This is a genomic window from Burkholderia sp. Bp9031 (assembly GCF_003857965.1).
GTDB classification, from domain to species: Bacteria; Pseudomonadota; Gammaproteobacteria; order Burkholderiales; family Burkholderiaceae; genus Burkholderia; species Burkholderia ambifaria_A.
Genome location: NZ_QTPW01000058.1, coordinates 1 through 21,444, shown reverse-complemented (window position 1 = coordinate 21,444; position 21,444 = coordinate 1). Strand labels below are relative to the sequence as shown.

General features: G+C 60.5%; 18 protein-coding genes and 3 pseudogenes. 12 read left to right on the top strand and 9 right to left on the bottom strand.

Translation table 11 applies throughout. The annotated features are described in order from the left end of the window. Window positions 1-241 precede the first annotated feature (241 nt). The 4 genes and pseudogenes from DIE15_RS35835 to DIE15_RS37965 form a co-directional block, all read left to right on the top strand. Complete coding sequence (locus DIE15_RS35835; RefSeq protein WP_124835809.1) at window positions 242-1,117, top strand: site-specific integrase; 876 nt, start codon at window positions 242-244, stop codon at window positions 1,115-1,117. A gap of 16 nt (window positions 1,118-1,133) precedes the next feature. Continuing rightward, window positions 1,134-2,300, top strand: coding sequence for an IS91 family transposase (locus DIE15_RS35830; protein ID WP_124835808.1), 1,167 nt, complete (start codon window positions 1,134-1,136; stop codon window positions 2,298-2,300). Window positions 2,301-2,846: 546 nt separating this feature from the next. Beyond that, window positions 2,847-3,428: a hypothetical protein gene (locus DIE15_RS35825; RefSeq protein WP_124835807.1), complete on the top strand. Its 582-nt coding sequence runs from the start codon at window positions 2,847-2,849 to the stop codon at window positions 3,426-3,428. A 1,302-nt stretch (window positions 3,429-4,730) separates the two neighbouring features. Beyond that, window positions 4,731-4,932: pseudogene (locus tag DIE15_RS37965) on the top strand (transposase); the annotation flags it as partial. Between the two features lie 373 nt (window positions 4,933-5,305). Here DIE15_RS37965 and DIE15_RS35810 read toward each other — a convergent pair. Beyond that, window positions 5,306-5,893 carry a hypothetical protein gene (locus DIE15_RS35810; RefSeq protein WP_124835804.1) on the bottom strand — a complete coding sequence of 196 codons (588 nt, stop codon included), beginning with the start codon at window positions 5,891-5,893 and terminating at the stop codon, window positions 5,306-5,308. Window positions 5,894-7,002: 1,109 nt separating this feature from the next. On the opposite strand from DIE15_RS35810, the gene DIE15_RS35805 reads away from it, so the two are divergent. Further along, window positions 7,003-8,706 carry a putative bifunctional diguanylate cyclase/phosphodiesterase gene (locus tag DIE15_RS35805; protein ID WP_409364330.1) on the top strand — a complete coding sequence of 568 codons (1,704 nt, stop codon included), beginning with the start codon at window positions 7,003-7,005 and terminating at the stop codon, window positions 8,704-8,706. Between the two features lie 80 nt (window positions 8,707-8,786). Here the strand turns inward: DIE15_RS35805 and DIE15_RS35800 are convergent, their stop codons facing one another. Continuing rightward, entirely contained in the window at window positions 8,787-9,197 is a 411-nt protein-coding gene (locus DIE15_RS35800; RefSeq protein WP_244104831.1) for a hypothetical protein, read from the bottom strand. Window positions 9,198-9,502: 305 nt separating this feature from the next. Here DIE15_RS35800 and DIE15_RS35795 point away from each other — a divergent pair, with 305 nt between their 5' ends. Continuing rightward, window positions 9,503-10,903 (top strand): GGDEF domain-containing protein, encoded by a 1,401-nt coding sequence (locus DIE15_RS35795; RefSeq protein ID WP_124835801.1) that lies wholly within the window; start codon window positions 9,503-9,505, stop codon window positions 10,901-10,903. A 275-nt stretch (window positions 10,904-11,178) separates the two neighbouring features. Here DIE15_RS35795 and phbB read toward each other — a convergent pair whose 3' ends face one another. The 4 genes from phbB to DIE15_RS35780 form a co-directional block, all read right to left on the bottom strand. After that, window positions 11,179-11,922, bottom strand: coding sequence for an acetoacetyl-CoA reductase (gene phbB, locus DIE15_RS35790; RefSeq protein WP_124835800.1), 744 nt, complete (start codon window positions 11,920-11,922; stop codon window positions 11,179-11,181). Between the two features lie 240 nt (window positions 11,923-12,162). Then, window positions 12,163-12,315 (bottom strand): hypothetical protein, encoded by a 153-nt coding sequence (locus DIE15_RS37300; protein WP_162840582.1) that lies wholly within the window; start codon window positions 12,313-12,315, stop codon window positions 12,163-12,165. Window positions 12,316-12,541: 226 nt separating this feature from the next. Next, complete coding sequence (phaP, locus tag DIE15_RS35785) at window positions 12,542-13,102, bottom strand: phasin family protein (RefSeq protein ID WP_124835799.1); 561 nt, start codon at window positions 13,100-13,102, stop codon at window positions 12,542-12,544. A 156-nt stretch (window positions 13,103-13,258) separates the two neighbouring features. After that, window positions 13,259-13,456 carry a hypothetical protein gene (locus DIE15_RS35780; RefSeq protein ID WP_124835798.1) on the bottom strand — a complete coding sequence of 66 codons (198 nt, stop codon included), beginning with the start codon at window positions 13,454-13,456 and terminating at the stop codon, window positions 13,259-13,261. A 734-nt stretch (window positions 13,457-14,190) separates the two neighbouring features. On the opposite strand from DIE15_RS35780, the pseudogene DIE15_RS35775 reads away from it, so the two are divergent. After that, window positions 14,191-14,754, top strand: a pseudogene (locus DIE15_RS35775) (tyrosine-type recombinase/integrase); the annotation flags it as partial. Between the two features lie 453 nt (window positions 14,755-15,207). On the opposite strand, the gene DIE15_RS35770 reads toward DIE15_RS35775, so the two are convergent. The 3 genes from DIE15_RS35770 to DIE15_RS37960 all read right to left on the bottom strand — a co-directional run bounded on the left by DIE15_RS35770 (window position 15,208) and on the right by DIE15_RS37960 (window position 18,184). Then, entirely contained in the window at window positions 15,208-16,869 is a 1,662-nt protein-coding gene (locus DIE15_RS35770; RefSeq protein WP_124835797.1) for a Na/Pi cotransporter family protein, read from the bottom strand. A 116-nt stretch (window positions 16,870-16,985) separates the two neighbouring features. Further along, window positions 16,986-17,693, bottom strand: coding sequence for a phosphate signaling complex protein PhoU (gene phoU / locus DIE15_RS35765; protein WP_124835796.1), 708 nt, complete (start codon window positions 17,691-17,693; stop codon window positions 16,986-16,988). Window positions 17,694-17,773: 80 nt separating this feature from the next. Continuing rightward, entirely contained in the window at window positions 17,774-18,184 is a 411-nt protein-coding gene (locus tag DIE15_RS37960; RefSeq protein ID WP_260428445.1) for a hypothetical protein, read from the bottom strand. 404 nt (window positions 18,185-18,588) lie between these two features. Here DIE15_RS37960 and DIE15_RS35755 point away from each other — a divergent pair, with 404 nt between their 5' ends. The 5 genes and pseudogenes from DIE15_RS35755 to DIE15_RS37295 form a co-directional block, all read left to right on the top strand. Next, on the top strand, window positions 18,589-18,816 hold the full coding sequence (locus DIE15_RS35755) for a hypothetical protein (protein WP_260428444.1): 228 nt from the start codon (window positions 18,589-18,591) through the stop codon (window positions 18,814-18,816). A 408-nt stretch (window positions 18,817-19,224) separates the two neighbouring features. Next, entirely contained in the window at window positions 19,225-19,788 is a 564-nt protein-coding gene (locus DIE15_RS35750; RefSeq protein WP_057929532.1) for a hypothetical protein, read from the top strand. A 370-nt stretch (window positions 19,789-20,158) separates the two neighbouring features. Next, window positions 20,159-20,509, top strand: coding sequence for a TIGR01841 family phasin (gene phaP / locus DIE15_RS35745; RefSeq protein WP_160327452.1), 351 nt, complete (start codon window positions 20,159-20,161; stop codon window positions 20,507-20,509). Window positions 20,510-20,677: 168 nt separating this feature from the next. Beyond that, on the top strand, window positions 20,678-20,884 hold the full coding sequence (locus DIE15_RS35740) for a hypothetical protein (RefSeq protein WP_124835795.1): 207 nt from the start codon (window positions 20,678-20,680) through the stop codon (window positions 20,882-20,884). Between the two features lie 396 nt (window positions 20,885-21,280). Beyond that, window positions 21,281-21,444, top strand: a pseudogene (locus DIE15_RS37295) (RNA polymerase subunit sigma); the annotation flags it as partial.

Genomic DNA, 21,444 nt, shown 5'->3' with positions numbered 1-21,444 from the left:
CCAACGAATGCCTGCTATCTGGCAGCGATTCGTCCCTGGGCCGGACGATGCGGACTCAAGTTAAGCGGCACATTGAACGACCGATTTGGGGAATTGCGCCCGACCGCTTCGGGTCGGGTGAACGAAACCGCTCGCGCGGTAGGGGCTCCGGTCCGACGCAGGAGGTCAGGGAGAGGCCGGTCACGCGGCTTTATGTTGGCGAATGAGGCAATCCGCCTCGTTCTCCAGCAGGAGCCGAATCATGACCTCCGCCCAACCGACCGTCAGCCCGCTGCGCCAGCGCATGATCGACGACATGCGTATGCGCCAGCTCGCCCCCAAGACGCAAGCGAACTATCTGCGCATCGTACGCGAGTTCGCCCGATACCTTGGGCGCTCGCCTGATACCGCCACCGTCGAGGATCTGCGAACCTATCAGCTGCATCTGGTCGATCATGGCACGTCGCCGGTGTCACTGAACGCCGCGATCACCGGGTTGAAGTTCTTCTTCGAGATCACACTCCACGAGCCTGAACTGATGGCCCGGATGCAGCCCGTGCGCGTGCCCCGTACGCTACCGATCGTGCTCAGCCCCGATGAAGTGCGGCGGCTCATTGCCGCGACAGGCAACCTCAAGCACCAGGCGGCCCTCTCGGTCGCCTACGGTACCGGGCTGCGTGCCAGCGAAGTGGTGGCGCTGAAGGTCACCGACGTCGACAGCCAGCGCATGACGCTGCGCATCGAGCAGGGCAAGGGCCGCAAGGACCGCTACGCGATGCTCTCACCGGTGTTGCTCGAACGTCTGCGCGTCTGGTGGCGCGTGGCCCGTGCCCAGGGCAAGATGCTCGACGGCGGGTGGCTCTTCCCCGGGCTCGATCCCGTCGACCCGCTCAGTACCCGGCAACTGAACCGCGCCATCCACGCCGCCGCCGAGGCCGCGCAGATCGATAAGCGCGTGTCGATGCACACGCTGCGCCACAGCTTCGCGACGCACCTGCTCGAACAGAAGGTCGACATCCGCGTGATCCAGGTGCTGCTCGGCCACAAGAAGCTCGAAACCACCGCGCTTTACGCGCAGGTCGCCACCGACCTGCTGCGTGAAGTCACCAGTCCGCTGGAGCGCCTGCCCGCCAACTGACACGGCGCAGTGCCTCATGCTGGAGGTCGCGGACATCTTCCGCGCCCACGGTCCGGCGTGGCGACGTACGGTACGCCTGAGCCTCGGGCAGTTGAAGGTCATGTCAGCCATCGAACAGTGCCGCAGCGCGGCGCTGGGCGGGCATGTGCTGCGCTGTTCCGGCTGCGCGCGCACCGAGATCGCCTACAACTCCTGCCGCAACCGCCATTGCCCAAAGTGCCAGGGCAATGCGGCCCGCCGCTGGCTCGAGGCGCGTCAGGCCGATCTGCTGCCGGTCGAGTATTACCACGTCGTCTTCACGCTGCCCGCTGCCATCAGCGCGATCGCCTGGACCAACAAGCGGGTCATCTACGGGCTGCTGTTCGACATCGCCGCCGACACGCTGCGCACGATCGCCGCAGATCCCAGACACCTCGGCGCCCAGATCGGGGCCTCGCTCGTACTGCACACCTGGGGCTCAGCGCTCACGCATCATCCGCATGTGCACGGCATCGTCCCGGGCGGCGGTCTGTCGATCGACGGCGAGCGCTGGATCGCCTGCCGGCCTGGCTTCTTCCTGCCGGTGCGCGTGCTCTCGCGCCTGTTCCGGCGCCGCTTCCTCGAAGCGCTCGCCGATGCCCACCGGCGCGGCCAGCTGCAGTTCTTCGCCGAGTATGCGGCGCTCGCCGATCCCGCCACCTTTGCCCGGTGGCTGGCACCGCTACGTGCCTGCGAATGGTTTGTGTACGCCAAGCGCCCCTTTGCGGGACCGGAAGCGGTGCTCGCCTACCTCTCGCGCTATACGCACCGCGTCGCGATCTCCAACCAGCGCCTGGTCGCCCTCGACGAGCGCGGCGTGACGTTCCGCTGGAAGGACTACCGCGCCAAGGGCTGCACCCGCTACAAGACCATGACGCTGGAGGCCGGCGAGTTCATGCGCCGCTTCCTGCTTCATGTCTTGCCCGGCGGGTTCCATCGCATTCGTCACTACGGGCTGCTCGCCAACCCGGTGCGCCGCGCCAATCTCGCGAAGGTGCGTGAGCTGCTGCACGTGACGCCCGAACCCGACTCGCCATCCGACGACCCCGTCGTCACGCCCCGGCTCGCCTTCATCTGCCGGCACTGCGGGGCACCGATGATCGTCGTCGATATCCTCCAGCGCACCGCGCCGATCCGCGCACCACCGATGCAGGCCCGCCTATGAACGCGACGCTTCCTCGATCTGCCAACCCATCGTCGGCTTTGCGGCAACGCGGCCCACGAGCAGACGTTTGTGCCTGTCGCTTCTGGCAGTCTCTCCCACGTCCACTTCAGCCTCACCCTCGCGCCAATGCGCCGCGTCGTCACGACGTCTGGGCCCCTCCAGCGTCCCGTCTGTGCCGCCTCCCTCTGACAACGCTGAGGATGCCGGGCTATCAATCGCCATAGCCACGCGAAATTCCGAGTGCCTCGGACCACCCCGCGGTTTCCTCCCTCGAGGCTTATTCGACGCCTGCCCGCAGGCGCCGCCGCAGCTTCATAGCAATGTGAATGGGGGCAGGCGTCGAATAACCCTTAACGATCTGCGCCGGTCGCGTGCGCCGGGCGGCGGCCGGCCGAGTTCGGCCAGGAGGAGACATTCGACAGTCGCGTCCAGATGGACGAAAATCGGCACAAAGTCGTGAACGCTGCGTCTGGCTAGGCAGTCAGGGCCGGAGCAACGCCCTTTCAGATTATCTTCTTCGCGGTCGCTGGCTTGGTAGGGGGAGACATGCAGTCTACGTCTAACCACGATTCGTTCGATTGGTCCCTTGTTTGTGCCGCCGGATCAATCGCCGCCCTGACCGCACTGGCAATTTCGCACGGGCTTGTGCCGGTAGCGTTGCTTTTGCTTGTTCCGACTGCTGGCATCGCAGTTTGGCTCGTGCTCCGAATGGTAGTCGCCGCGAAATCCAGAAGCCTCTTAGGCGCAACTTCCGCCGTCATTGCAGCGATGTTCGCTTACTTTTCAGCGCAATGGATTTTGCCGGGACGAGACAGTCTAGAGTATTTGGCTACGGCGTTCCGCTTCGAAGACGAGAAGGCAACTTACGAAGCATTGGTCAAGAACTACAAACTGGTCAATCCACATCGAAACTTCATCCTCTTTGAGGCAAAGAACGAGAGAGAGCCCGGTGAGGTGGATCGGCATATTGCCTATGATGAAACCGAAGCACTCGGCCGCGGACGGACGGAAGAAGTCAACGAATTGGTCGTTCGTCAATCACCTCAGGACTTGGCCGAATTTGCTTCCTGCCGATGGAGAGCCGTTCATCTCGATGGATACTTTTATGTTGTAGATTTTTTTTGCTGATGAACGTCCGTTGCTGCGTCGATTGGGAGACCGCTTCGGGTCGAGAGTGTGAGTTCGCTGATGCAGGAAGCTGACGTTCGGCACCTCGAAGCCGGCACCGTCAGCATTCCGCCAAGTTGCCGACTTAGAACCCAGCCGGCCCCAAGGTCAGCACAGGCCGAGTGCGGAGCGTTCGCCAACATGCGGCGTACGCCCGCTGTTTCCTAGTAACTGCCATTGCACCGGCAGCGGCCACGGCGACGCTGAGGGTGCTGGCTGGCACGTGTCGTCGTCGACGAGGCGCAGAACATCAAGAGCCCGGCGGCGGCGCCAAACACGCGCGATCAAATCCTTATCCGCGCCGGCCTTCATCGCGATGAGTGGCACACCGGTGGAGAACCAACTGGCTGAGTGCTGGTTGTCAGCGTCGGATAGATACTCCTTTCGACGAAGTAATTTTCCCCAGTTCTCTATCTGACGGCTCCGCGGTAGCAGCGCCGTCCTGTCGATCGTCGACCATATCGCCCTTGAGATCCGTCCTGGGGGCGTCAGTGGTCAAGTTCGATGAGCATGGGTTATGGGTCTGGTGCATGGACTGGATCATGGAAGTGCACACACGGGATCTATGCGCCAATATGGGGCAAGTCTCGCAATCGACGTCGCGACCGGACAATCACATCGCGGAAGCCGGCAAACCGGCGAGATCCGGAAATCGCGGCCGGCACGCGAATGCGAATGCAACCGGCACGCGGGGATGGAATAGAGATTGCTTGTAATTGCGGCAAGGCAGGCTCGACGAGGAGCTGGCTGGTGCAGGTGTAGAAAATTCACCCCAAGGGGCTTGCGGGCAACGGCGTCCATTGATTCGATCGAGCGATCGGATCATGGACGCCGTTTTCTTTTGCCTGTGCCACAGCGGAACAAGACAAGGGACTGGAATGTATGATGAAAAAAGTCGTCGTCGATTTGACTGAGCCACACAAGACGTTACGCGATACGGCCTATGCGGGGCCGGCGCTTCTGCATGCGCGCTCACGCCGGGCATGGCTTCGCAAGCGGTTTCTCAATCATCGACGACCGATCAGGAGCGTGGCCCCGGTTGGGGCCGGCCGGCCGACAGGAAACGCTTGGATGGCACGTACGACATGTCTGCACCGATCGTATGGCTAAGCGATGCGGAGGCTGATTGACAACCTGTCGCAGTCCGAATCAAGTTTGTGTGAGCGTCGTGGACAACACATATCGGCGACCGAGCACCGGCACCGGCGGAGCGGGGTGGTAGTCGGCGCCGTGACGGACGACCTATGGCGGGCGCTTGCGCCAATGTTGCCGGTAGTGACGATTTCTCCAAGAGGAGGGCGCCCACGCCTCGACGATCGAGCTGCCTTGAATGGCATCCTGTTCGTTTTGAGGACAGGCATTCCTTGGGAAAATTTGCCTCAGGAGTTCGGTTTCGGCAGCGGCATGACGTGTTGGCGCCGATTGCGCGACTGGCATGAGAACGGCGTCTGGGAGCGGGTGTGGCCGAGCCTCGCAGGGCACGATCGCGCGTACGAGAAAATCGACTGGCGTCGCGCGGTCGCCTGCGCCGCGACGGCTGGCAGCCCGTGGAGTGGTAAGCGATCGCGCCGAGGCCGTCGCACTTCGACGGATCAGTCTGTCTGACCGGTGCGCATCAACATCCGCTGCACTGCCCGGCCGTCACGTACGCAACTGACGGCGCCTCTTGAATCAGCCCCGGCACAATGGTCCACGGACGATGACCGCAAAGCCACATCGGTGTTGGCATGCGACATCTCCTGTCTCGGGGCAGCGCAGCGCTGTCGGCACCCGTGCTTGCGATCTGCTGTTAATCGTCCATCGAGATCCGCGGGCGCTTTCAATTGGGTCAGGTACGCCTAACGGCCTGTATGAAGGTCGTGGACGTACAGCGTATCGGCTTCGACGACTCGAGCATGAATGTCGTGCGCGACGATTTCGCTCGCGGACACGGCACGTGCATCGACGTCTTCGCCTTCTTTGCTGTCATCGCCCCTCGCCCGGTAAACGACTCGGGCATGCACGTTTTCCGCGTGGACGTCGTGCGCACGAATGACGTTGGCGCGCACGACGTCGCCATGTATGTCGTGCGCATAGAACACTTGTGCCATGGGCTGAGCGGCGTGGCGAACGCGCGGTGCATAGACGTTCTCATACCACTCTTGCTGAACGAAATAGACCGGCGCCGCGCATGCGGCGTACTTGTGGCAATACCGGTGCCAGTTTTTCGCCTCGTAGGGCGGGACGTACAGATACACCGGCGTCGCGTTGGCGGGTATCGGTTCGACGACGACTGGCTGCGTATAAATGAGTTGAGGCGGCGGTGCGTTGCCGATATCGATCCGGCCATGGAAACCCGGTTGACCGACGCCGATCGACACGCCCACGTCGCCGGCAAACGCCGAGGCGGAGGCGACCAATGCGGCCGCAACAAAGATGCGTTTCATTCTGGCTGATCCTTGCAGGTATGCGCGGCACTTGACCGCAGCCGCTGAATGACGAGCGGATCATAGCGGCGCGCGATCATCGCAGGTGTGAGCAAGTGTAAGGGGGCGCGGCCACAGCTAACTCTCGAGTTGAATGGATTGGCCGCGGCGCGTTTGCCACATCAGCATCGCCCAGATGGTCGATGCTCGACAGCATCCGGAATGTGTGCTGGACGATGTCTTTCTGGTCGGCGCTGCCGGGGCCTTGCTCTGGCACGGAGACCGAGGTGTCGGTGCGGTCCGGAGTCGAATCGGGAGCTCGTTGACATACCGCTGCTGGAGCACCGGCGTAACCAATTCCCAGGCGCGAAGCCGCTTGCTTTGTTTCTCGATCTGTTGATCAGCGAGTTGCACGCCTGTTGCACTTTCGACAAGGCTGACTTGTTGTGATCACACGCAACGGTGACGGACCATGATGTCTTGTTCATGGGCGAATTTGCGGTGAAGGCGAGCGAAGGCAATGACGCATTCATTTTAGCCGACGCCTCAACCTTTGAATCGATCCGTCGATCGGCACGGCGACGAGCTTTCACGCATCCCTATCGCTAAACGTCGTTATCGAACCAGGCAGCTCGCAAAAACGGAGCGCGGATTCTATTATGGTGAATGTGCGCGTCAACGGTGAGCTTTTACGGGCGCGTACGCCAATCGCTTCAACATCCTCGTGTCGATGCCGTCGATGTTGCCAATGGATGAAGTGGTCCCCTCGCAGTCGTCGCGTCATCCAGCAAGGTACGCAGCCCGAGATTCAATCGAATCAACGTCAGAGCCATCGTCAGGCAGCGGGACTGGTGAGCCGAACCCATGCCCATACCGAACCGTCCGCGCGATTTGCCACACGCATGTGACAACGGCAGCGCAGCGTCATGCCCTTTCGTCAACCCAATGTGGTCGCGTTATTTTGGTCGCGAACATGTGGCGCATCCGTCATTTCCAGTACCATCTGCGGTACCGGCCCCCGAGCGCCGGACATTGCCGAGTTGCATTTCCTGGTCGCCGCCTCGCGATGACCGAAGCCGGATCCGATGAAGAAAAACACGTTCCCAGGAAGATCGTTTAACGCGTGGCCGCTGACTGGCGACGCGGTCGGCGGTTCGCGTTCGTCTGATGCACGGGCGCTTCTGAGTGTCGAGCGTGCGGCGTGGCAGGTCCCGAATCCGATGTTTCTCTGCACCGCCGACGGGATGCTGAGCTGGGTCAATCGCGCGTTCGAAGCCCTGACCGGTTATCCGGCTGCGATGCTGGTCGGCCGCTCGACCATTCAGGCGCTATTGGCCTCATCGGGCGGCGTGCTGTGCACCGCGAGCGTGACCGAACTGAATGGCGGGCGCTGGCGCGTGCATCGAGGCCCGGGCGATTGGCGGCCCGTGCAGGTCGATGTATCGCGACTCGACGACAGGCCGCCCCCGGATACCGATTCCACGCACGACGCGTGTGCAGTCGAAGAATATGTCGGCGTTCTGATCGCGTGCGCGGACGGCAGCCATTTGGATGGCGAGCGCTGGTACACATTGAATTACGACGGCGTGATGAATTTGCCCAACCGCCGGCTGTTTGCCGAGCGGCTGGACCTGCGCATCGCGCGGGCACGCAGCGTTCGTGACCGCTTCAGTGTGGTGATGGTTGCGCTGTCCGGGCTCGAATCGATCCGCAATGTGCTCGGGCAGCCGGGGGTCGAGATCGTCGCGCAGGTGATCGGTGAACGCTTGCGGCAGCGCGTCCCGCGCGCCCAGGCGTTTGCGTGCGTCGGTGAGGGCAAGTTCGCGCTCTTTAGTAATGAAGCGTCCGTGGATTTGGGCGGCGAAATTGTCGCGCATGCGCGCGAGCCGGTCGAGTTCGTCGGCGCCCATCTGCGCATTGCTGCCCACGCGGGCATCGCGACGTATCCCGACAACGGCGAAGACTCCGAAACACTGATGCGTCGTGCCGAAGTTGCACTATCGTCCGCGCGTGACGCCGGCGCGAACGGTGTCTTGCATTTCTCGAGTGGGCTCGAAGTCCGCGCGGCGCGGCGCTTCGAACTCGAAGCGATGCTTGCCCGCGCGCTCGAGCGGCAGCAGTGCTGGCTTGCATACCAGCCCCAGGTGACGCTCGCGACCGGCGAAATCGCGCAGGTCGAGGCGCTGATGCGCTGGAAGCATCCGACTCACGGCGAGATCAGCCCCGCGGAATTCATTCCGATCGCGGAGCAGAGCGGGATGATCGACCAGATCGGCGAGTGGGTGATCCACACGGCGTGCCAGGAATTCGGCAAGCTGCGCCACGTCGTTAGGCACCTGCCGCGCGTGTGCGTGAACGTGTCGCCGCAGCAGTTCAAGCGCGGCAATCTGCTGGAGATCATCCGGGATGCACTGGACCGTAGCGGGCTCCTTCCTGAGTGCCTCGAAATCGAGATCACCGAAGGCGTGCTGTTTACCGATACGGAAGGCGTGCTGCAGACGATTCGTGCGATCCGTGAACTCGGCGTCGAGGTCGCGGTCGACGATTTCGGGACCGGGTATTCGAGCCTGTCCTATCTGACCCGCTTCCCGATCAACCGGGTCAAGATCGATCGTACATTCGTGACGCCGCTGCCTGGTGACGCTGGAAGTGCGGAGCTCGTCAATGCCATCATCGTGATGGCGCATGCACTGCACATGCGCGTAACGGCCGAAGGCGTCGAAACGGTTGAGCAGGCCAACCGGTTGCGCGAACTTGGATGTGACGAAGCACAGGGTTTCTGGTACTCGCGGCCCCGTGCAATGGCGTCGCTCCGGACCTTGCTGGCGAGCTGAGCGGCGTCGTGGCGCACGTATCGCGATCGCGGCCGGCGACGTGCCAGTCGCGCGGATTCGTCGATCGCGTTCGGTGTCGATTAGCGTTCGGTCACCGGCAGCGGCGAAATAGGTGAGTTCAGCCTATCGAGGGCAAAGCGGTTTAGTTTTTCGATCGCGGTTAGGTAGCGGTGCGTCGGTACGGTCGCAAGTTGTTCGTCGTGGAGCACGAGAAAGCGCTCGATCGCGGCCTTGTCCTGGTCGAGCCTGATCCAGGTCTCACCGCGCTCGGTACGGGCGATGCATCGCTCTAGCGCCGCTTCGGCATGCTGGAACGGAAGGTCGTCAGCACGTTCGGCCATATCGTTACGCAGATAGAACACCGTGTAGTCAGCCTTCAGCAAGCAAATCATCGAATCGGCATTGCCATGTCCTGCCGCCGTGGTGGCCAGCGCGAGATGATGTTCGAGCGACAAGGCGCGGGTCCGTGCAAGCGGGAGTGGCAGCAGCATGTCCTTGCTCAAAGGGCGGAGGCCCGGACGTTGGGAAGGCCTTCGACTCATAGCGGTCCATCGAAAAACAGGTAGTCGGGCATGCGCCGCAGATTCTCGGTGCCGAAGCCAAGTCGCCGTCGCCGACAATGGGCTGTCCTGCGGCTTTATGGATTGCTCATGGCATCTTTCGAGTCGATGCGAACGTAACTGACTCCATCACTTGCGAAATTTTGAAAGATGTTGCATAAATCCACATAAAACACGAATTTCCGTAGCAGAACTTCATAATCCGATTTCATCCTACGAAATGCCCGGGGGAGACGATGACTGCCAGCGCTACCGCCAAAGAAACGCCCGCTGCGATAGGATTTGTTACCAAAACGTATGCAAGGTTGTTGTTGGTTGGCTTCGCACTCTTGCCCGCGTATTTGATTGCCTACCTTTATTTTTTCCAGGATCCGTCGCTAAAATTCGAGAGCCACGCCTTTCACGAATTGGCGATCGCGGCCGCCACACTCGAAGGCGTCTTCGTGACGTATGTGTGCTGGCGATGCTATCGCTTGTCGGGAGAACCACTGCTTCGTTGGCTGACGCTCGGTTTTCTGGGTTTCTCGTTGATCTACGCGCTACACGGGGCGTTCACCGGTATGGCGCATCACAACATCTGGCTGTTCCTGTTGTATGGCCCGGCCTCACGTCTGGTCATGTCGATCCTGGTTTTCGTCGGTCAACTCTCATACCGTCGCGCGGCTGACAGCGAGACGATTCGCACTGACCGCCGCGTGTGGGCGGCCTGGATCGGGCTGTTCGTGTTGATTGACGTGGCAGTCGCATGGATCGCCTACTCACCGGTGGCTGGCGCGCTTTGGGTCCGCTTATCGATGGAAGGTGGGGCGCTGGTCTTTTCGACGATCAACGTTATCGGCCTGATCACGCGTCGCATCCGTTCTCCACTGATGACGATCTATGGCATTTCGGTTGCGTCGTTCGCGTTCTCGTCGCTTGCGTTCATTCTCGGTCGGCCCTGGAATCACATGTGGTGGCTCGCCCATGTGATATTTGCGGGAGGTTTTTTCCTGCTCAGTTATGGCGTCGTGCAGGCATTCCACACCACGCGCTCGTTCTCGAAAATCTATAGCCAGGAAGAGTTGTTCGCGAGGCTGCGGGGCGCAATGGGCCGCACCGAACGCGCGCTGCAGGAGTTACAGCGGACCAACGAGCAGCTCGAGTATATGGCCACCACGGACCCGCTCACCGGGGCGGCTAACCGCCGGCAGTTCATCGAAAGCGTCGAAGCCGAAATTGCGCGCGCGAAGCTCAATGGCGCACCATTTTCGCTGCTCGCGCTCGATCTCGATCACTTCAAGGTGATCAACGACAGCTACGGACACCAGACAGGCGATCTGGTCCTCCAGCGCTTCGTCAAGGAATGCCTCGACGCAATCCATCCTTACGATCGCGTTGCCCGCGTGGGTGGCGAAGAATTCATGGTGCTGCTGCCACAGGCCCCTCTCGACACCGCGCAGTCGATCGGTGAGCGCTTGCGGGCGGCGATTGCCGGCACGCTGTTCGGAGCCGTGGGGACACCGATCGAGGTCACCGTCAGCGTCGGTGTATCGCAATTCGGTCGAGACGGCGAAACGATCGACGCGGTACTGCGAGCGGCGGATGAACGTCTGTATCGAGCCAAGCATCAGGGGCGCAACTGCGTCGTCGCGGGGTAGTCAAGAAATCTCGACGGACACTCAGCGTTATGTCCTGGGCGACCAGGGAAGGTATTAATCCTTTTCGTGCACGTATGGACCCCGATGCTGATGCCTTTTGCAACAGCGATTCTGGGGGGATTCCGACAATCATCTGCTAGCGGTCGGGGCCTGGACGGCGCGCCTCGATTTCTAACGGTCGTCCTGCTCGGATTCTCTCTGGTCAATCAAGGGTGACGTCCGGTCAGGCTCGGCATCGACCGGACGCGAGGCGTTCACGCGTGACTGGGCGCCATTCAATGCATGTGCTGGCCACCGTTGATCGCGACGTTCGAGCCAGTCACAAAGCCCGCATCGTCCGAGCACAGGTATACAACCAGTGCCGCGACCTCGTCAGGCCTGCCGAGGCGACCAACCGGAATCTGCGGCAGGATCTTGGTGTCGAGGATGTCCTGCGGGATCGCGGTGACCATCTTCGTCGCGAGATAGCCCGGCGAAATGGTGTTAACCGTCACGCCTTTGCGAGCCACTTCGAGCGCGAGCGCCTTGGTGAAGCCATGCATGCCTGCCTTGGCGGCGGCATAGTTGGTCTGGCCGACCGAGCCCTTCGAGCCGTTGACCGACGAGATGTTGATAATCCGCCCCCATCCACGTTCGACCATCCCTTCGCACACCGGCTTGGTCATGTTGAAGACCGAATCCAGGTTGGTGCGGATCACCGCGTCCCAATTGACCTTGTCGAGTTTCCTGAGTGTCAGGTCGCGCGTGATGCCGGCGTTGTTCACCAGGATGTCGATCGGACCCACCGCCTGCTGGATTTCCGCCGCACACTGCTGGCACGAGTCGTAGTCGGCCACATCGACCGCATACGCGCGGAAGTGGCGCCCGTGCGCTTGCATGCCAGCTAACCAATCCTTCACGCCGGTATTGGACGGCGAGTGGGTAACGGCGACGTCGTAACCCGCGTCGTGCAGCTTCGTGCTGATGGCTTCGCCCAATCCGCCCATGCCGCCTGTTACCACCGCAATGCGTTTCGTCATGATGTCTGCCCCTGGTTGTCAATTTAGTGATACTCATCACTCCGTGACTGCAGATATGGCCGCTAATTTTTGTGTGGCATGGCCGTAGGCGTTCAGCTGTTCACCGAACCTATTCATTATGCGGACCAGCGTGAACATGCAGTTCGCGCGCATCCGCAACGGCCGCCATCAAGCGGGACAAGGACCGGCGCGATTCCCAATCCGACATCGGCTGACGGGTCACGCCTGCGGGACGTCTCGTCAACCTCGTGGCGATTGCCCTCGGTGCGCCCGATCCAGCAGCCGCAGCATCTGGGCGCGCCGCTGCTCCCGTCGATAATGGCTAACCACGGAAATGAACGCGATCAGCAGCACCGCCAAACCCATCACCACGCTTACCCGGCTTTCGTCCATCGCCATTTCGTTCAACGCGGTATTGAGCCACCCGGCCGGTCATCCGGATGCCGACCGTTGCCGCGATGCATAGTGTGGCGCCGACGTCCGTGCCGGATGCCAGCCCTTACACGGTGCCCAACTGGCGCGTCGCCCGGTTCTCGTTGACACACCGTCTCGCTGTCGAATACCGGAAAATCACTGCCGAAAGACGGCTCGGTTTTCCCGCTCAGCTTGGACGTCAGGCTTATCGCTTTGTGGCCGGTGCCGCCGGCACGACGGTGCGCTTGACGGATTTCGAGGCCGCTACCAGGGCCAAGTCGAGGTTGCCTCGAGTGATCTCGGCCGCCTGTTCAGCGCTTCGCTGCAGCGTCTCATACAGTGCGTTGGCGGCGGTGATCGCGGAATCCAGCGCGGCGAAGGTGGTCTCCGAACCTCCGGGCGCGCTTTGCCTGAGGTCTGCCATCAGCGCCTGAGTCTGGTTCGCGTTCGCCTCCCATTGAGCCAGCCCGACCTGCGCAAACTCAGTCTGGATCGCCGTCACGATGTCGAACAACTGACGGTGGTAGGTCTGCACCTTTTCCGCGTTGTTGGCGATAAGACCGCCCTGCAATGCCAGCCATTCGCGCGGCTCCTTCACCGAGAGGAACTTCTGGGACTGATTGAGCGTATTGGTCAACACAGACCGGATCGCCTGTGTGTTCAGCTGGGCGAGCTTCTCGACGCTTGCGACGACCGCGTTGGCCAGGCCGAATAGCATGTCGACATAGGCCTTCTGGGTCGCAGCAAGCTGATCCTGCGTTTGCATGATGGAACTCCTGTAGGGATTGGCCGGCACGGACGTTGTCCCGCTGACATGGGGCACGCGACATATGGCGGCACGGCGGCGGCGAACCAGCGCTACCTCACACGTGGCAGCGCCATCACCTGCGGACGACGCGTGGGCTATCTGGTTGAATTCGGTTCAGCGTATCCGCGCGACGGCCTGCAGCACGGCATCGCCGTCGCGAGTGAGATGCGGACGCTGCTGTCCGGAGGCGAGCTGTTCCAGCGCGACCAGTTGCTGTTCCAGTAGCGTGTCAAGCTCTTCTCGGCCGAGATCGATCTGGTCAGGCGCAGACTTGACCCGCATCAGCGTGGCAAATTCATGGGGACTCAGCATGGCTGTCTCACAGGTTATCGGGAGCAACGTTGCTGGGAGATAGGAATGACCGCATTCGCGCCGGAGGCACACCGGCGTGGGTAAGTTATTCCACTCTGTCTTCTGGTATGGCAGATTTCGCTTGCCCCAAGACCAGATTAGTTATGTTAGTTCGCGATCGGGGGCAGTGCCAGAAGAAAATCAAACATGAAAACGCTTTGATGGGCCAGCTAACCTTTGTAGGATAAGTTGCACCTTTGCACAGCGCAATTGAAAGGCCGATCCGTCTGTCGCCGTGGCCTGCCAAAAAATTATGTGTGGCCAATTGGCAGTATCGCGCAACCAGACAGTGCTATTGCGCAAAAGCATTGAGCCCAACATTCGCTGCCGAGCACATGTATTGTGCCGCACAATACATTCCGGTAGCATTCGTGTCCCCCACAAGCTGCGCATACGGATTTCGCGCGAGGCGTCCCGCCCTCGACTATCTGTGCGTACACGATTCCGTTCGCATCCCGGCAGGCAACCCATTCTGGCGTCATGCTCGCGACGATCGTCGGCTCATCTGTCGAGGAGCATGTATTGGGGTGATCGTACCTTTCGTGCAAAAAGTGGCGGTGATCAACCGTGGAGCCGTCTGCAGCAAGGCTTTGCCGCTTTCCGCCTTTCGCACGAACAGCGATATTGAACTTATTTATTCGCAATGGCTTTTGCGCCCAGACCGCCAGATTCCACACGAAAGGTACGATCACCCCTATGAGCGCAGCCGCTGGACGATGCGCTTCCTTTATCACACCGCGCTGCGCGTGAGCGAGGGCGCGCACGCAAAGGCCGGGGACTTCGCCCAGCGACGCGGGCGCTGGTGGCTGCATGTCGTCGGCAAGGGCGGTGTAGAGGGGGATGTACCGGTCAGCCACGCATTGATGACCGAATTCGCACGATACCGTGTCTTCCACGGGCTACCGGCCGCGCCACGCATGGACGAAACCACGCCGGCGGTAATGAGCATTGCTGGCGACGCGGCGCGGCATATGACGCCTACCGCTGTCTACCTGATCGCGAAAGAAGTGTTCCGCCGGACAGCCGACACGCTGGAGCCTACCGATCCGGTCGGTGCGGCCACGCTGCGACGCGCTTCGACGCACTGGTTGCGACATAGCGCAGCATCGCATCAGGCCGATGCCGGCACCGATATCCGCTTCATCCAGAAGAACTTGCGGCACGCCTCGATCGAAACGACCGGCATCTACCTGCATGCCGAGGAGGGCCGGCGTCACATTCACACCGTCGGATCGCAAGACGAGCCACAACCTGGCTAGCCACTGACTCAATACTGAAAGCCTAGCGGCACATAGTTTGGGAACTGGCGGCTCAGTAGCACGATAAGGCAAGCTTCTGAGCGCGTCGACCATGCCTATGCATCCGAGGGAAAGTGTGGAAATTGGTCCGGCGTTGCATAGCGGCGTCGCGATTTAGGACGTTCGACTTTGTGGCGACACGCCGTATTCGTACACGCGCCTGAAGCACACGCTGTTGTCCGATGCCGGCCGGCACCGAGTCGTCGTCGTTGATGCTCGGAAATTGCTGACGCGCACTGATCGCGGCGTGTATTTCCCGCTTGGACTCTCCCGTCCCAACTCGTCGGCCAGCGTCGGTGCATCTGCCACGATGGCTTTGACTGCTTTCGCGAAGTATTGCTGCCTGATTGCCCAGGGCCAGATGCCGCGAGTGCTCGTCGCGCTGTCCGCCGGACGATGAGCGCCATGTCGGGACTACATCTCATCCGCGGCAATCCGGCTGGGCAGCAAGGATCCGGTGCGCTCAAGAATCGGGTAGGCGGCCGCGGCCACGAGATGCGAATTGATGAGCGTCATGTCTCGGAGCAGATCGAGATGCAGCGCGCTCGTCTGGGCGCTATCGACGCGACCGGAGCGCAGTCGGTCAAAGTGTGCCGTGGTCGCGGTCGATTCCGCTTCCCGGAAGGTCACTTTTTCGTCAGCCAGCATGCGTGCCGTACGTGTGTCCTCGGTCATGAACAGCGACGCTGCGGTGCGCAGATTGGCCGTCAGGCGGTCCAGCATGGCCAGTAGTTCGGCTTCCCCCTCCTTCGAGAACGCGAGCCCGCGCTTTAGGCGCTTCGTGGCGTGCGGGAGCAAATTAAGATCCACCACATCGCCAGCCTGCTCGAGATTGATGACGAAGGTCAGGATCTCATGCATACGTCGATGATCGTTTTCATCAAGTTGCTCGGCGTCAAGCGACGTCAGGTAGGTCTTGATCGCGGTATTCAGGCTGTCCAGGATGTCGTCGCGCTGGCGGGTTTCCTCGATCATCTTACGATCGCCATCCACCAGGACTGCACGGGCACCGGTCAGCATCTCGCCGAGCACATCAGCCAGTCGCAGTGCCTCACGCGCCGCGTTGCCGAGCGCCACCAGCGGAATTTGCTGCGCGGCGGGATCCAGGTACAGTGGCCGCGACGGATCGGCGGGGTCCGTGCGCTGCGGAAGCAGCTGACTTAGCAGTCCCGCATACTGAGCAAGGACGGGCAGGAAAAGGCCGGCAAGAATCAGGTTGAACAGCGTATGAAAATCGGCCACCACCCGTGCATTATCCGGCTCGATCATCACCATGAAACGACCGATCGGCCCGAGCGCTACGAGCGCCAGCACCACACCCACTGCCCGCGAGAGCAGATTGCCCATCGGCAAGCGCTTCGATGCGGGATCGGCGGTCGCCGTTCCCTCCAGCACAGGGTTGATTGCGGTGCCCAGGTTCGCGCCCAGCACCAATGCAAACGCGGTATCGGGTGGCACGACGTTTTGTGCGCACAGCGACATGATCAGCAGCACGATTGCGACGCTCGAATGTGCGGCCCAGGTCAGTCCCGCGGCCAGCAGCACGTCCACCAGCGGCACGGCAGATGCGGCACCCAGCAGCATACGAAGGCTGGGTGTATCCTCATAGTCCGTCATCAGACCAAGCAGCTGGTGCAGTGCGAGTAGCATCAGGCCCAAGCCGATCAGCACACGACCGAGGTCGTGTGCACGCGTGTTCGATACCTTGCGGAACATCAGCACGCCAACGAGGATCAGCGCCGGCGAGACGGCCGCAACATCGAACGACAACACCTGCACGATCAGCGTCGTGCCGACATTGGCGCCAAGCATCACAGCTAGCGCAGGGACCAGTTCGACATGCCCGCCTGCGGCAAAGCCCGCGGTCATGAGCCCGGTCGCCGTGCTGCTTTGCAATACTGCGGTGACGCCTAGTCCGGCCAGGAAGGCGCGCAGTCGCCCATGCAGTGCCCGCCCGAGCAGTGAACGCAGTCCGGCACCCAGGGCGCGTTGGATGCCGGTCTGAACCATGTGGGTGCCCCAGAGCAGCAGCGCAACGGATCCGGCCAGATCAATCAGCGTGAACGTAAATCCCATGACCCAGAGCCCTCCATGCCGAGCGATTGCTCATGTGACTTTCACCAGGGGCGTGCCAGGTATTCCGGACCTCGAGTCCTTACGGACCTTGATCGGTCTTCCTCGGGGCCCGGTGCTCAATCACGCAGGACTTCACGCTCAAGTTGCTCCCAGGAAAGGTGGCGTACGTCCGTGCCCTTGGCGACATAAATGACGAGCTCCGCCAGATTCGTTGCATGGTCCCCGATACGTTCGATCGCCGATGCGATGGACAGATAGTCCAGCGCAGCCGCGATGCTGTGGGGATGCTCGGGCATATATGTCGCGAGCTTGCGCACGAAAGCGCGGTATTGCTCGTCGATTGCTTCGTCCTCGCGGACAATCTGGGCTGCAGCAATGGCATCGAGTCGCGCGAATGTATCGAGTGCGCGATGGAGGATGGCGGCCGCCAGCTGACCGGATAACTGAATTTCCGCAATGTCGATGGCCTTGCCCGCATCGTCATTTGCGATTCGTCGAGTCCGCTTCGCGATCTTGTGGGCTTCGTCGCCTGCCCGCTCGAGATTGGTGATGGCCTTCGAGATCGCTATCAGCAAGCGCAGATCGGATGCCGCCGGCTGGCGCCGCGCGATGATGTTGCCGCACTCCGCGTCGATCTCGACTTCCATCGCATTGAGCCGATGCTCATCGGCGATGACCTTATCGACCAACCCCAGGTCAAAGCGGTTGAGGGCCTGCATCGCATTGGTCAACTGCAACTCAACGAGTCCGCCCATCTCGAGTACATTGGACGAAATGTGGTGAAGGTCAGTGTCGAATTGGCTAGTTATGTGTTTGTCTGACACGAGAAGTTCCTCCCTAACCGAAACCAGGGGCCGGGTGGGTGCACTTCGCAAGTCCCGGTTCTGGCAACCACAAGACCGACCTAACGCGATTTGGGTGGCCGGCCAGTCTTGACTCGTTCGACCGCGGAGACTGCTGCGAGTAGGTGTTTCTGCGGAGCGGACGCCAGCAGAATCAGGCCCGCCCGAAGAAGTTCACCCTTTTTCACCGATACGCCCGCATCGAGGCACCGCTGGATCAGCACCGTGATTTTTTCGTAGTCCGATCGCGGCATCGTGAATGTGTCGCGGACAACTTTCTCCGTCTCCAGGCGCTCCTTTCCCTGCGAGGCAATCTCTACGGAATCCACATCAGTACGGGCTGTTCGCCTCTTTCCAGCCTTCACTAGAGCGGATTGCCTCTCGGCAGCGGACTCCGGTATTTCCCCGTCGCATGCACGCTTGCGCGACGAGAGGGCTTCCCGGCTCTTTTCCGTGTTGACCCGGTGCTTCATAGGTTCCCGAAATTTTGACAATACTGTACAAACAGTATAGCGATTTCTTGCGTGAAATGAATTCGGCCGTGGTCCGTACGGGGACAGATTCACCTTGCGGCAAAGCGTTTCAATTCTGAAACGCATTCAGTTGATTTTGCCATCCTCACTACATAATTAGCCTCGCATATCCCCGCAAAGCAATGAAGTACCTAAGCAGGAATGATGCTTGCGTGACAAGCGCTGTCGACGATGCGCAACCAAACCTATTAGACCAGTAGAGTGCGTCTCGTCAGCGGCTGAATTTTCTCCGTCGCAACAACACGCAGTCGGACTCGCATGTCCTTCAGGAACCATGGCGCGCGAGTGGATCACTGTACATAAAAAGTTGCAAGTGCAACCGGTCGGCGTCGGGAGCCGGAATCATGACATTCACGTTCACGCTGATCGATCTTGCTGGTTCGATTGCGCTGGTGCTGCTCGGCACGCGGTTGCTTCAGACCGGCATGCAGCGCGCATTCGGCGCTGGTCTGCGGTCGCGGCTCGAATGGGCACTTGACAGACGAATCTCTACCTTCGTCGGCGGGTTGGGCGTAACGGCGGTGCTGCAGAGCAGTGCCGCCTACGCGTCTGTGCGTGCAAGAGCCGCTTGAGAGATACCGTCGCCACATTGTGGTCAGAAGAATGCGTCACTATCTATCGCGACATGATTTCACTTTTGCAACCAACCAGTGGAGGGAAACATGACGCGGCACGCTCAGCGGCAATGGCTGCGATACGAAAAAGCTACTTTTAGATGGCGAAAGTGTTTCAGCGGCGGTACGAATCCGACCGAACGTCGCGGCTCCGATTCGCGATGACCGTCCAAAACACGATGCTGGCATGCCACTTGCGTTAAGGACCATGTGCGCTGGTGAATGGCTTTGCAGGTTTCGAGATGATTCCGACTATTGCAATGGTTTGCCCTCCTTGGGCGATCAAGGTGCCAAACGGCTTCTCGGTCGGTTTACTGAATTCGTGCAGGAGATGACGTTCCTCATGAACGCCACTGGGAAATCGTGATGAGCACGCCCGCGACTTTCACGTTCGCTTTGCAATACGGAGGCAACGCGACGTTCTACGCCCGGAGCGGTGGCTATCCAGCAGGTGCCGCTGTATATCTGCTCGCGGCGCATCTGTCGGATGCCCTTGCGTCGTTAGCTGACAGGTTCTATCGAGCGAACGAGGCGTTCGAACTAACCACTCTCGATGTGCACAAGGATCTCTCTTATGGCTATGCGATCGATCTCGATGGGTATTTGTTCGCATATCGGATCGACTCTGATACCGACGAGTGGGAAAGGATCTTCTCAGGGCACTATGCAGCATTCATCAATGGACACGCACCCGCCGATGCTCTGCGCGACGGCACCCTTAAGCTGATCAAGACGTCGAGCATGGAAGACTGTCGCGAGTGGGTCACTCGCGGGCAGCTCATTAAGCGTCATGCTGACGCTGTCGCCGCACTGGCATCCTATCGCGAGCGATTCGCGGGCTGCGCAGAGAGCATTGCAAGCTATCAAAGCAAGATCGCCGCGCTCGATCTCGCGCTGCAGCGATATTATGAAGAGAACAACGTCGAGTGAGCGCTTCGTTGAGCGTGTTGCACGTGTCCACTCCTGGACAAGGATCCCGATTAACTCCACCTGCATCCATGCCGCTGCGAGTTGCCGCCAATCGTGAACTATTGACCGGACGAGCGAGCAAAGGGCGGCACAATTTTCTTATGGGTTCGTGCGTCTGCTCAATCGAGGCGACTGGTTACGCTTCCGAGCTAGGGCATCTACCTACAGAGCGGCGCACCGGATTCAATACTAAACAGATAAAATGCACGCGCTAAACGAGCATTGTCTTTGCGTGGGAAATAGTTGGACGTAGCCGGACTTGCCCTTGCCTTTGAGTCTTCCAGACAGGCAAATGCAAAGTCTGCGTCGAACCATACAAGGGAGCGTAAGAATGACGGGTTTCACGTCGGATCAACTTGTTGCGTCAAGCAAAGCCACCGCGACCGCCATGTTTGCGCTTGCGAATCAGGCGTTCCACGGTTGCGAGCAAATGATTCAATTCAACCTGCATGCGGCTCGACAGGCACTTACCGAAAGTGGCTCGTATTGGTCGGAAACACTGTCGTACAAGGCTCCGGAGCAAGTCATCGCGCACCACACGAAGCTCTTGCAGTCGAGCACGGGGAAAGCGCTGTCGTACGGCGGTCAACTTGCCGCCATTGCGTCGAACACCCACGCCGAATGGTTGAAGATCGTAGGATCGCAAGTCGAATTGCATTCCCGCAGCCTTCCGCGCTTCTAACCGTCGTGCAAGGCATACACCACCCCGCGCGAACGTTACGGCAAGCAAGCTGACTGCGTTGTTTGAGCTGCGGTCATTGACATACGTCGCGTTTTTGTTGGCACCGCAGCGATGTGGTGCCATGCGTCGGCGCATGCATCCATCACCCGAATTCGATGCGAGGACCTTATGCAGACGATGCTAAGTCCGCACGAAATCTCCACGTTGATGATGGCGTGGGACGCCCCGGATCAGATTGGATCCGACCGCGACGAGCTTGTCACACTACTGGAGCGTCAACTGATCGCCTTCGATCCGCTGGCGTCCGATAATCGGCATATTCAGGTGACGGCCGAAGGTCATGCCGTCCTGAAAGCGGTCTCGCGCATTCGTTAAGCGGAGCGGGCAATTCGGCAGCGCCGGTCCGGTCTATTCAAACAGGCGGGGCAGCGCGATAATCGACCATAACTCTCAGGCTTGGTGGGAGTTGCCCGTCTCAAGAACTGGAAGCAATGACTGAGGCAACAATGGACGGATCATGGGTTGGAATTGTGGTCGGGACGTTCGTGCTTGCCCTCGCGGCGATTGCCGTCGCGAGCCACTATCGGCGCGAGCATCGTGGCGCCGAATTGCTCAGAAACCTGGATCACCACGACTGGTGTCGATGGACACATGCTCATCGAGTCAGTTCAAGGGCAGTGAAACGATGAGACGCTGGTCGCTGACAAAAAAAATCAAGAAGTAGAATCCGGCCATACGCTTGATGTCTGCACTGCCGGTTCAGTTTTCTCCGAATACCCGCGCGGCTGGAAATTCTCGACCTACGCGATTTGGTGGGTCCGGCAGGCTGTCACGCGTGCGCTCGCCGATCAGGCGCGGACCATTCGCGTGCCGGTCCACATGATCGAGACGATCAACAAGCTGAACCGGATATCGCGCGAAATCTTGCAACAGAC

What these genes read in the sequence shown, in the direction of transcription:
- DIE15_RS35835 (WP_124835809.1), top strand. Translation starts at nt 242, where the DNA reads ATGACCTCCGCCCAACCGACCGTCAGCCCGCTGCGCCAGCGCATGATC.
- DIE15_RS35830 (WP_124835808.1), top strand. Translation starts at nt 1,134, where the DNA reads ATGCTGGAGGTCGCGGACATCTTCCGCGCCCACGGTCCGGCGTGGCGA.
- DIE15_RS35825 (WP_124835807.1), top strand. Translation starts at nt 2,847, where the DNA reads ATGCAGTCTACGTCTAACCACGATTCGTTCGATTGGTCCCTTGTTTGT.
- DIE15_RS35810 (WP_124835804.1), bottom strand. Translation starts at nt 5,893, where the DNA reads ATGAAACGCATCTTTGTTGCGGCCGCATTGGTCGCCTCCGCCTCGGCG.
- DIE15_RS35800 (WP_244104831.1), bottom strand. Translation starts at nt 9,197, where the DNA reads ATGCTGCTGCCACTCCCGCTTGCACGGACCCGCGCCTTGTCGCTCGAA.
- DIE15_RS35795 (WP_124835801.1), top strand. Translation starts at nt 9,503, where the DNA reads ATGACTGCCAGCGCTACCGCCAAAGAAACGCCCGCTGCGATAGGATTT.
- phbB (WP_124835800.1), bottom strand. Translation starts at nt 11,922, where the DNA reads ATGACGAAACGCATTGCGGTGGTAACAGGCGGCATGGGCGGATTGGGC.
- DIE15_RS37300 (WP_162840582.1), bottom strand. Translation starts at nt 12,315, where the DNA reads ATGGACGAAAGCCGGGTAAGCGTGGTGATGGGTTTGGCGGTGCTGCTG.
- phaP (WP_124835799.1), bottom strand. Translation starts at nt 13,102, where the DNA reads ATGCAAACGCAGGATCAGCTTGCTGCGACCCAGAAGGCCTATGTCGAC.
- DIE15_RS35780 (WP_124835798.1), bottom strand. Translation starts at nt 13,456, where the DNA reads ATGCTGAGTCCCCATGAATTTGCCACGCTGATGCGGGTCAAGTCTGCG.
- DIE15_RS35770 (WP_124835797.1), bottom strand. Translation starts at nt 16,869, where the DNA reads ATGGGATTTACGTTCACGCTGATTGATCTGGCCGGATCCGTTGCGCTG.
- DIE15_RS37960 (WP_260428445.1), bottom strand. Translation starts at nt 18,184, where the DNA reads ATGAAGCACCGGGTCAACACGGAAAAGAGCCGGGAAGCCCTCTCGTCG.
- DIE15_RS35755 (WP_260428444.1), top strand. Translation starts at nt 18,589, where the DNA reads ATGACATTCACGTTCACGCTGATCGATCTTGCTGGTTCGATTGCGCTG.
- DIE15_RS35750 (WP_057929532.1), top strand. Translation starts at nt 19,225, where the DNA reads ATGAGCACGCCCGCGACTTTCACGTTCGCTTTGCAATACGGAGGCAAC.
- phaP (WP_160327452.1), top strand. Translation starts at nt 20,159, where the DNA reads ATGACGGGTTTCACGTCGGATCAACTTGTTGCGTCAAGCAAAGCCACC.
- DIE15_RS35740 (WP_124835795.1), top strand. Translation starts at nt 20,678, where the DNA reads ATGCAGACGATGCTAAGTCCGCACGAAATCTCCACGTTGATGATGGCG.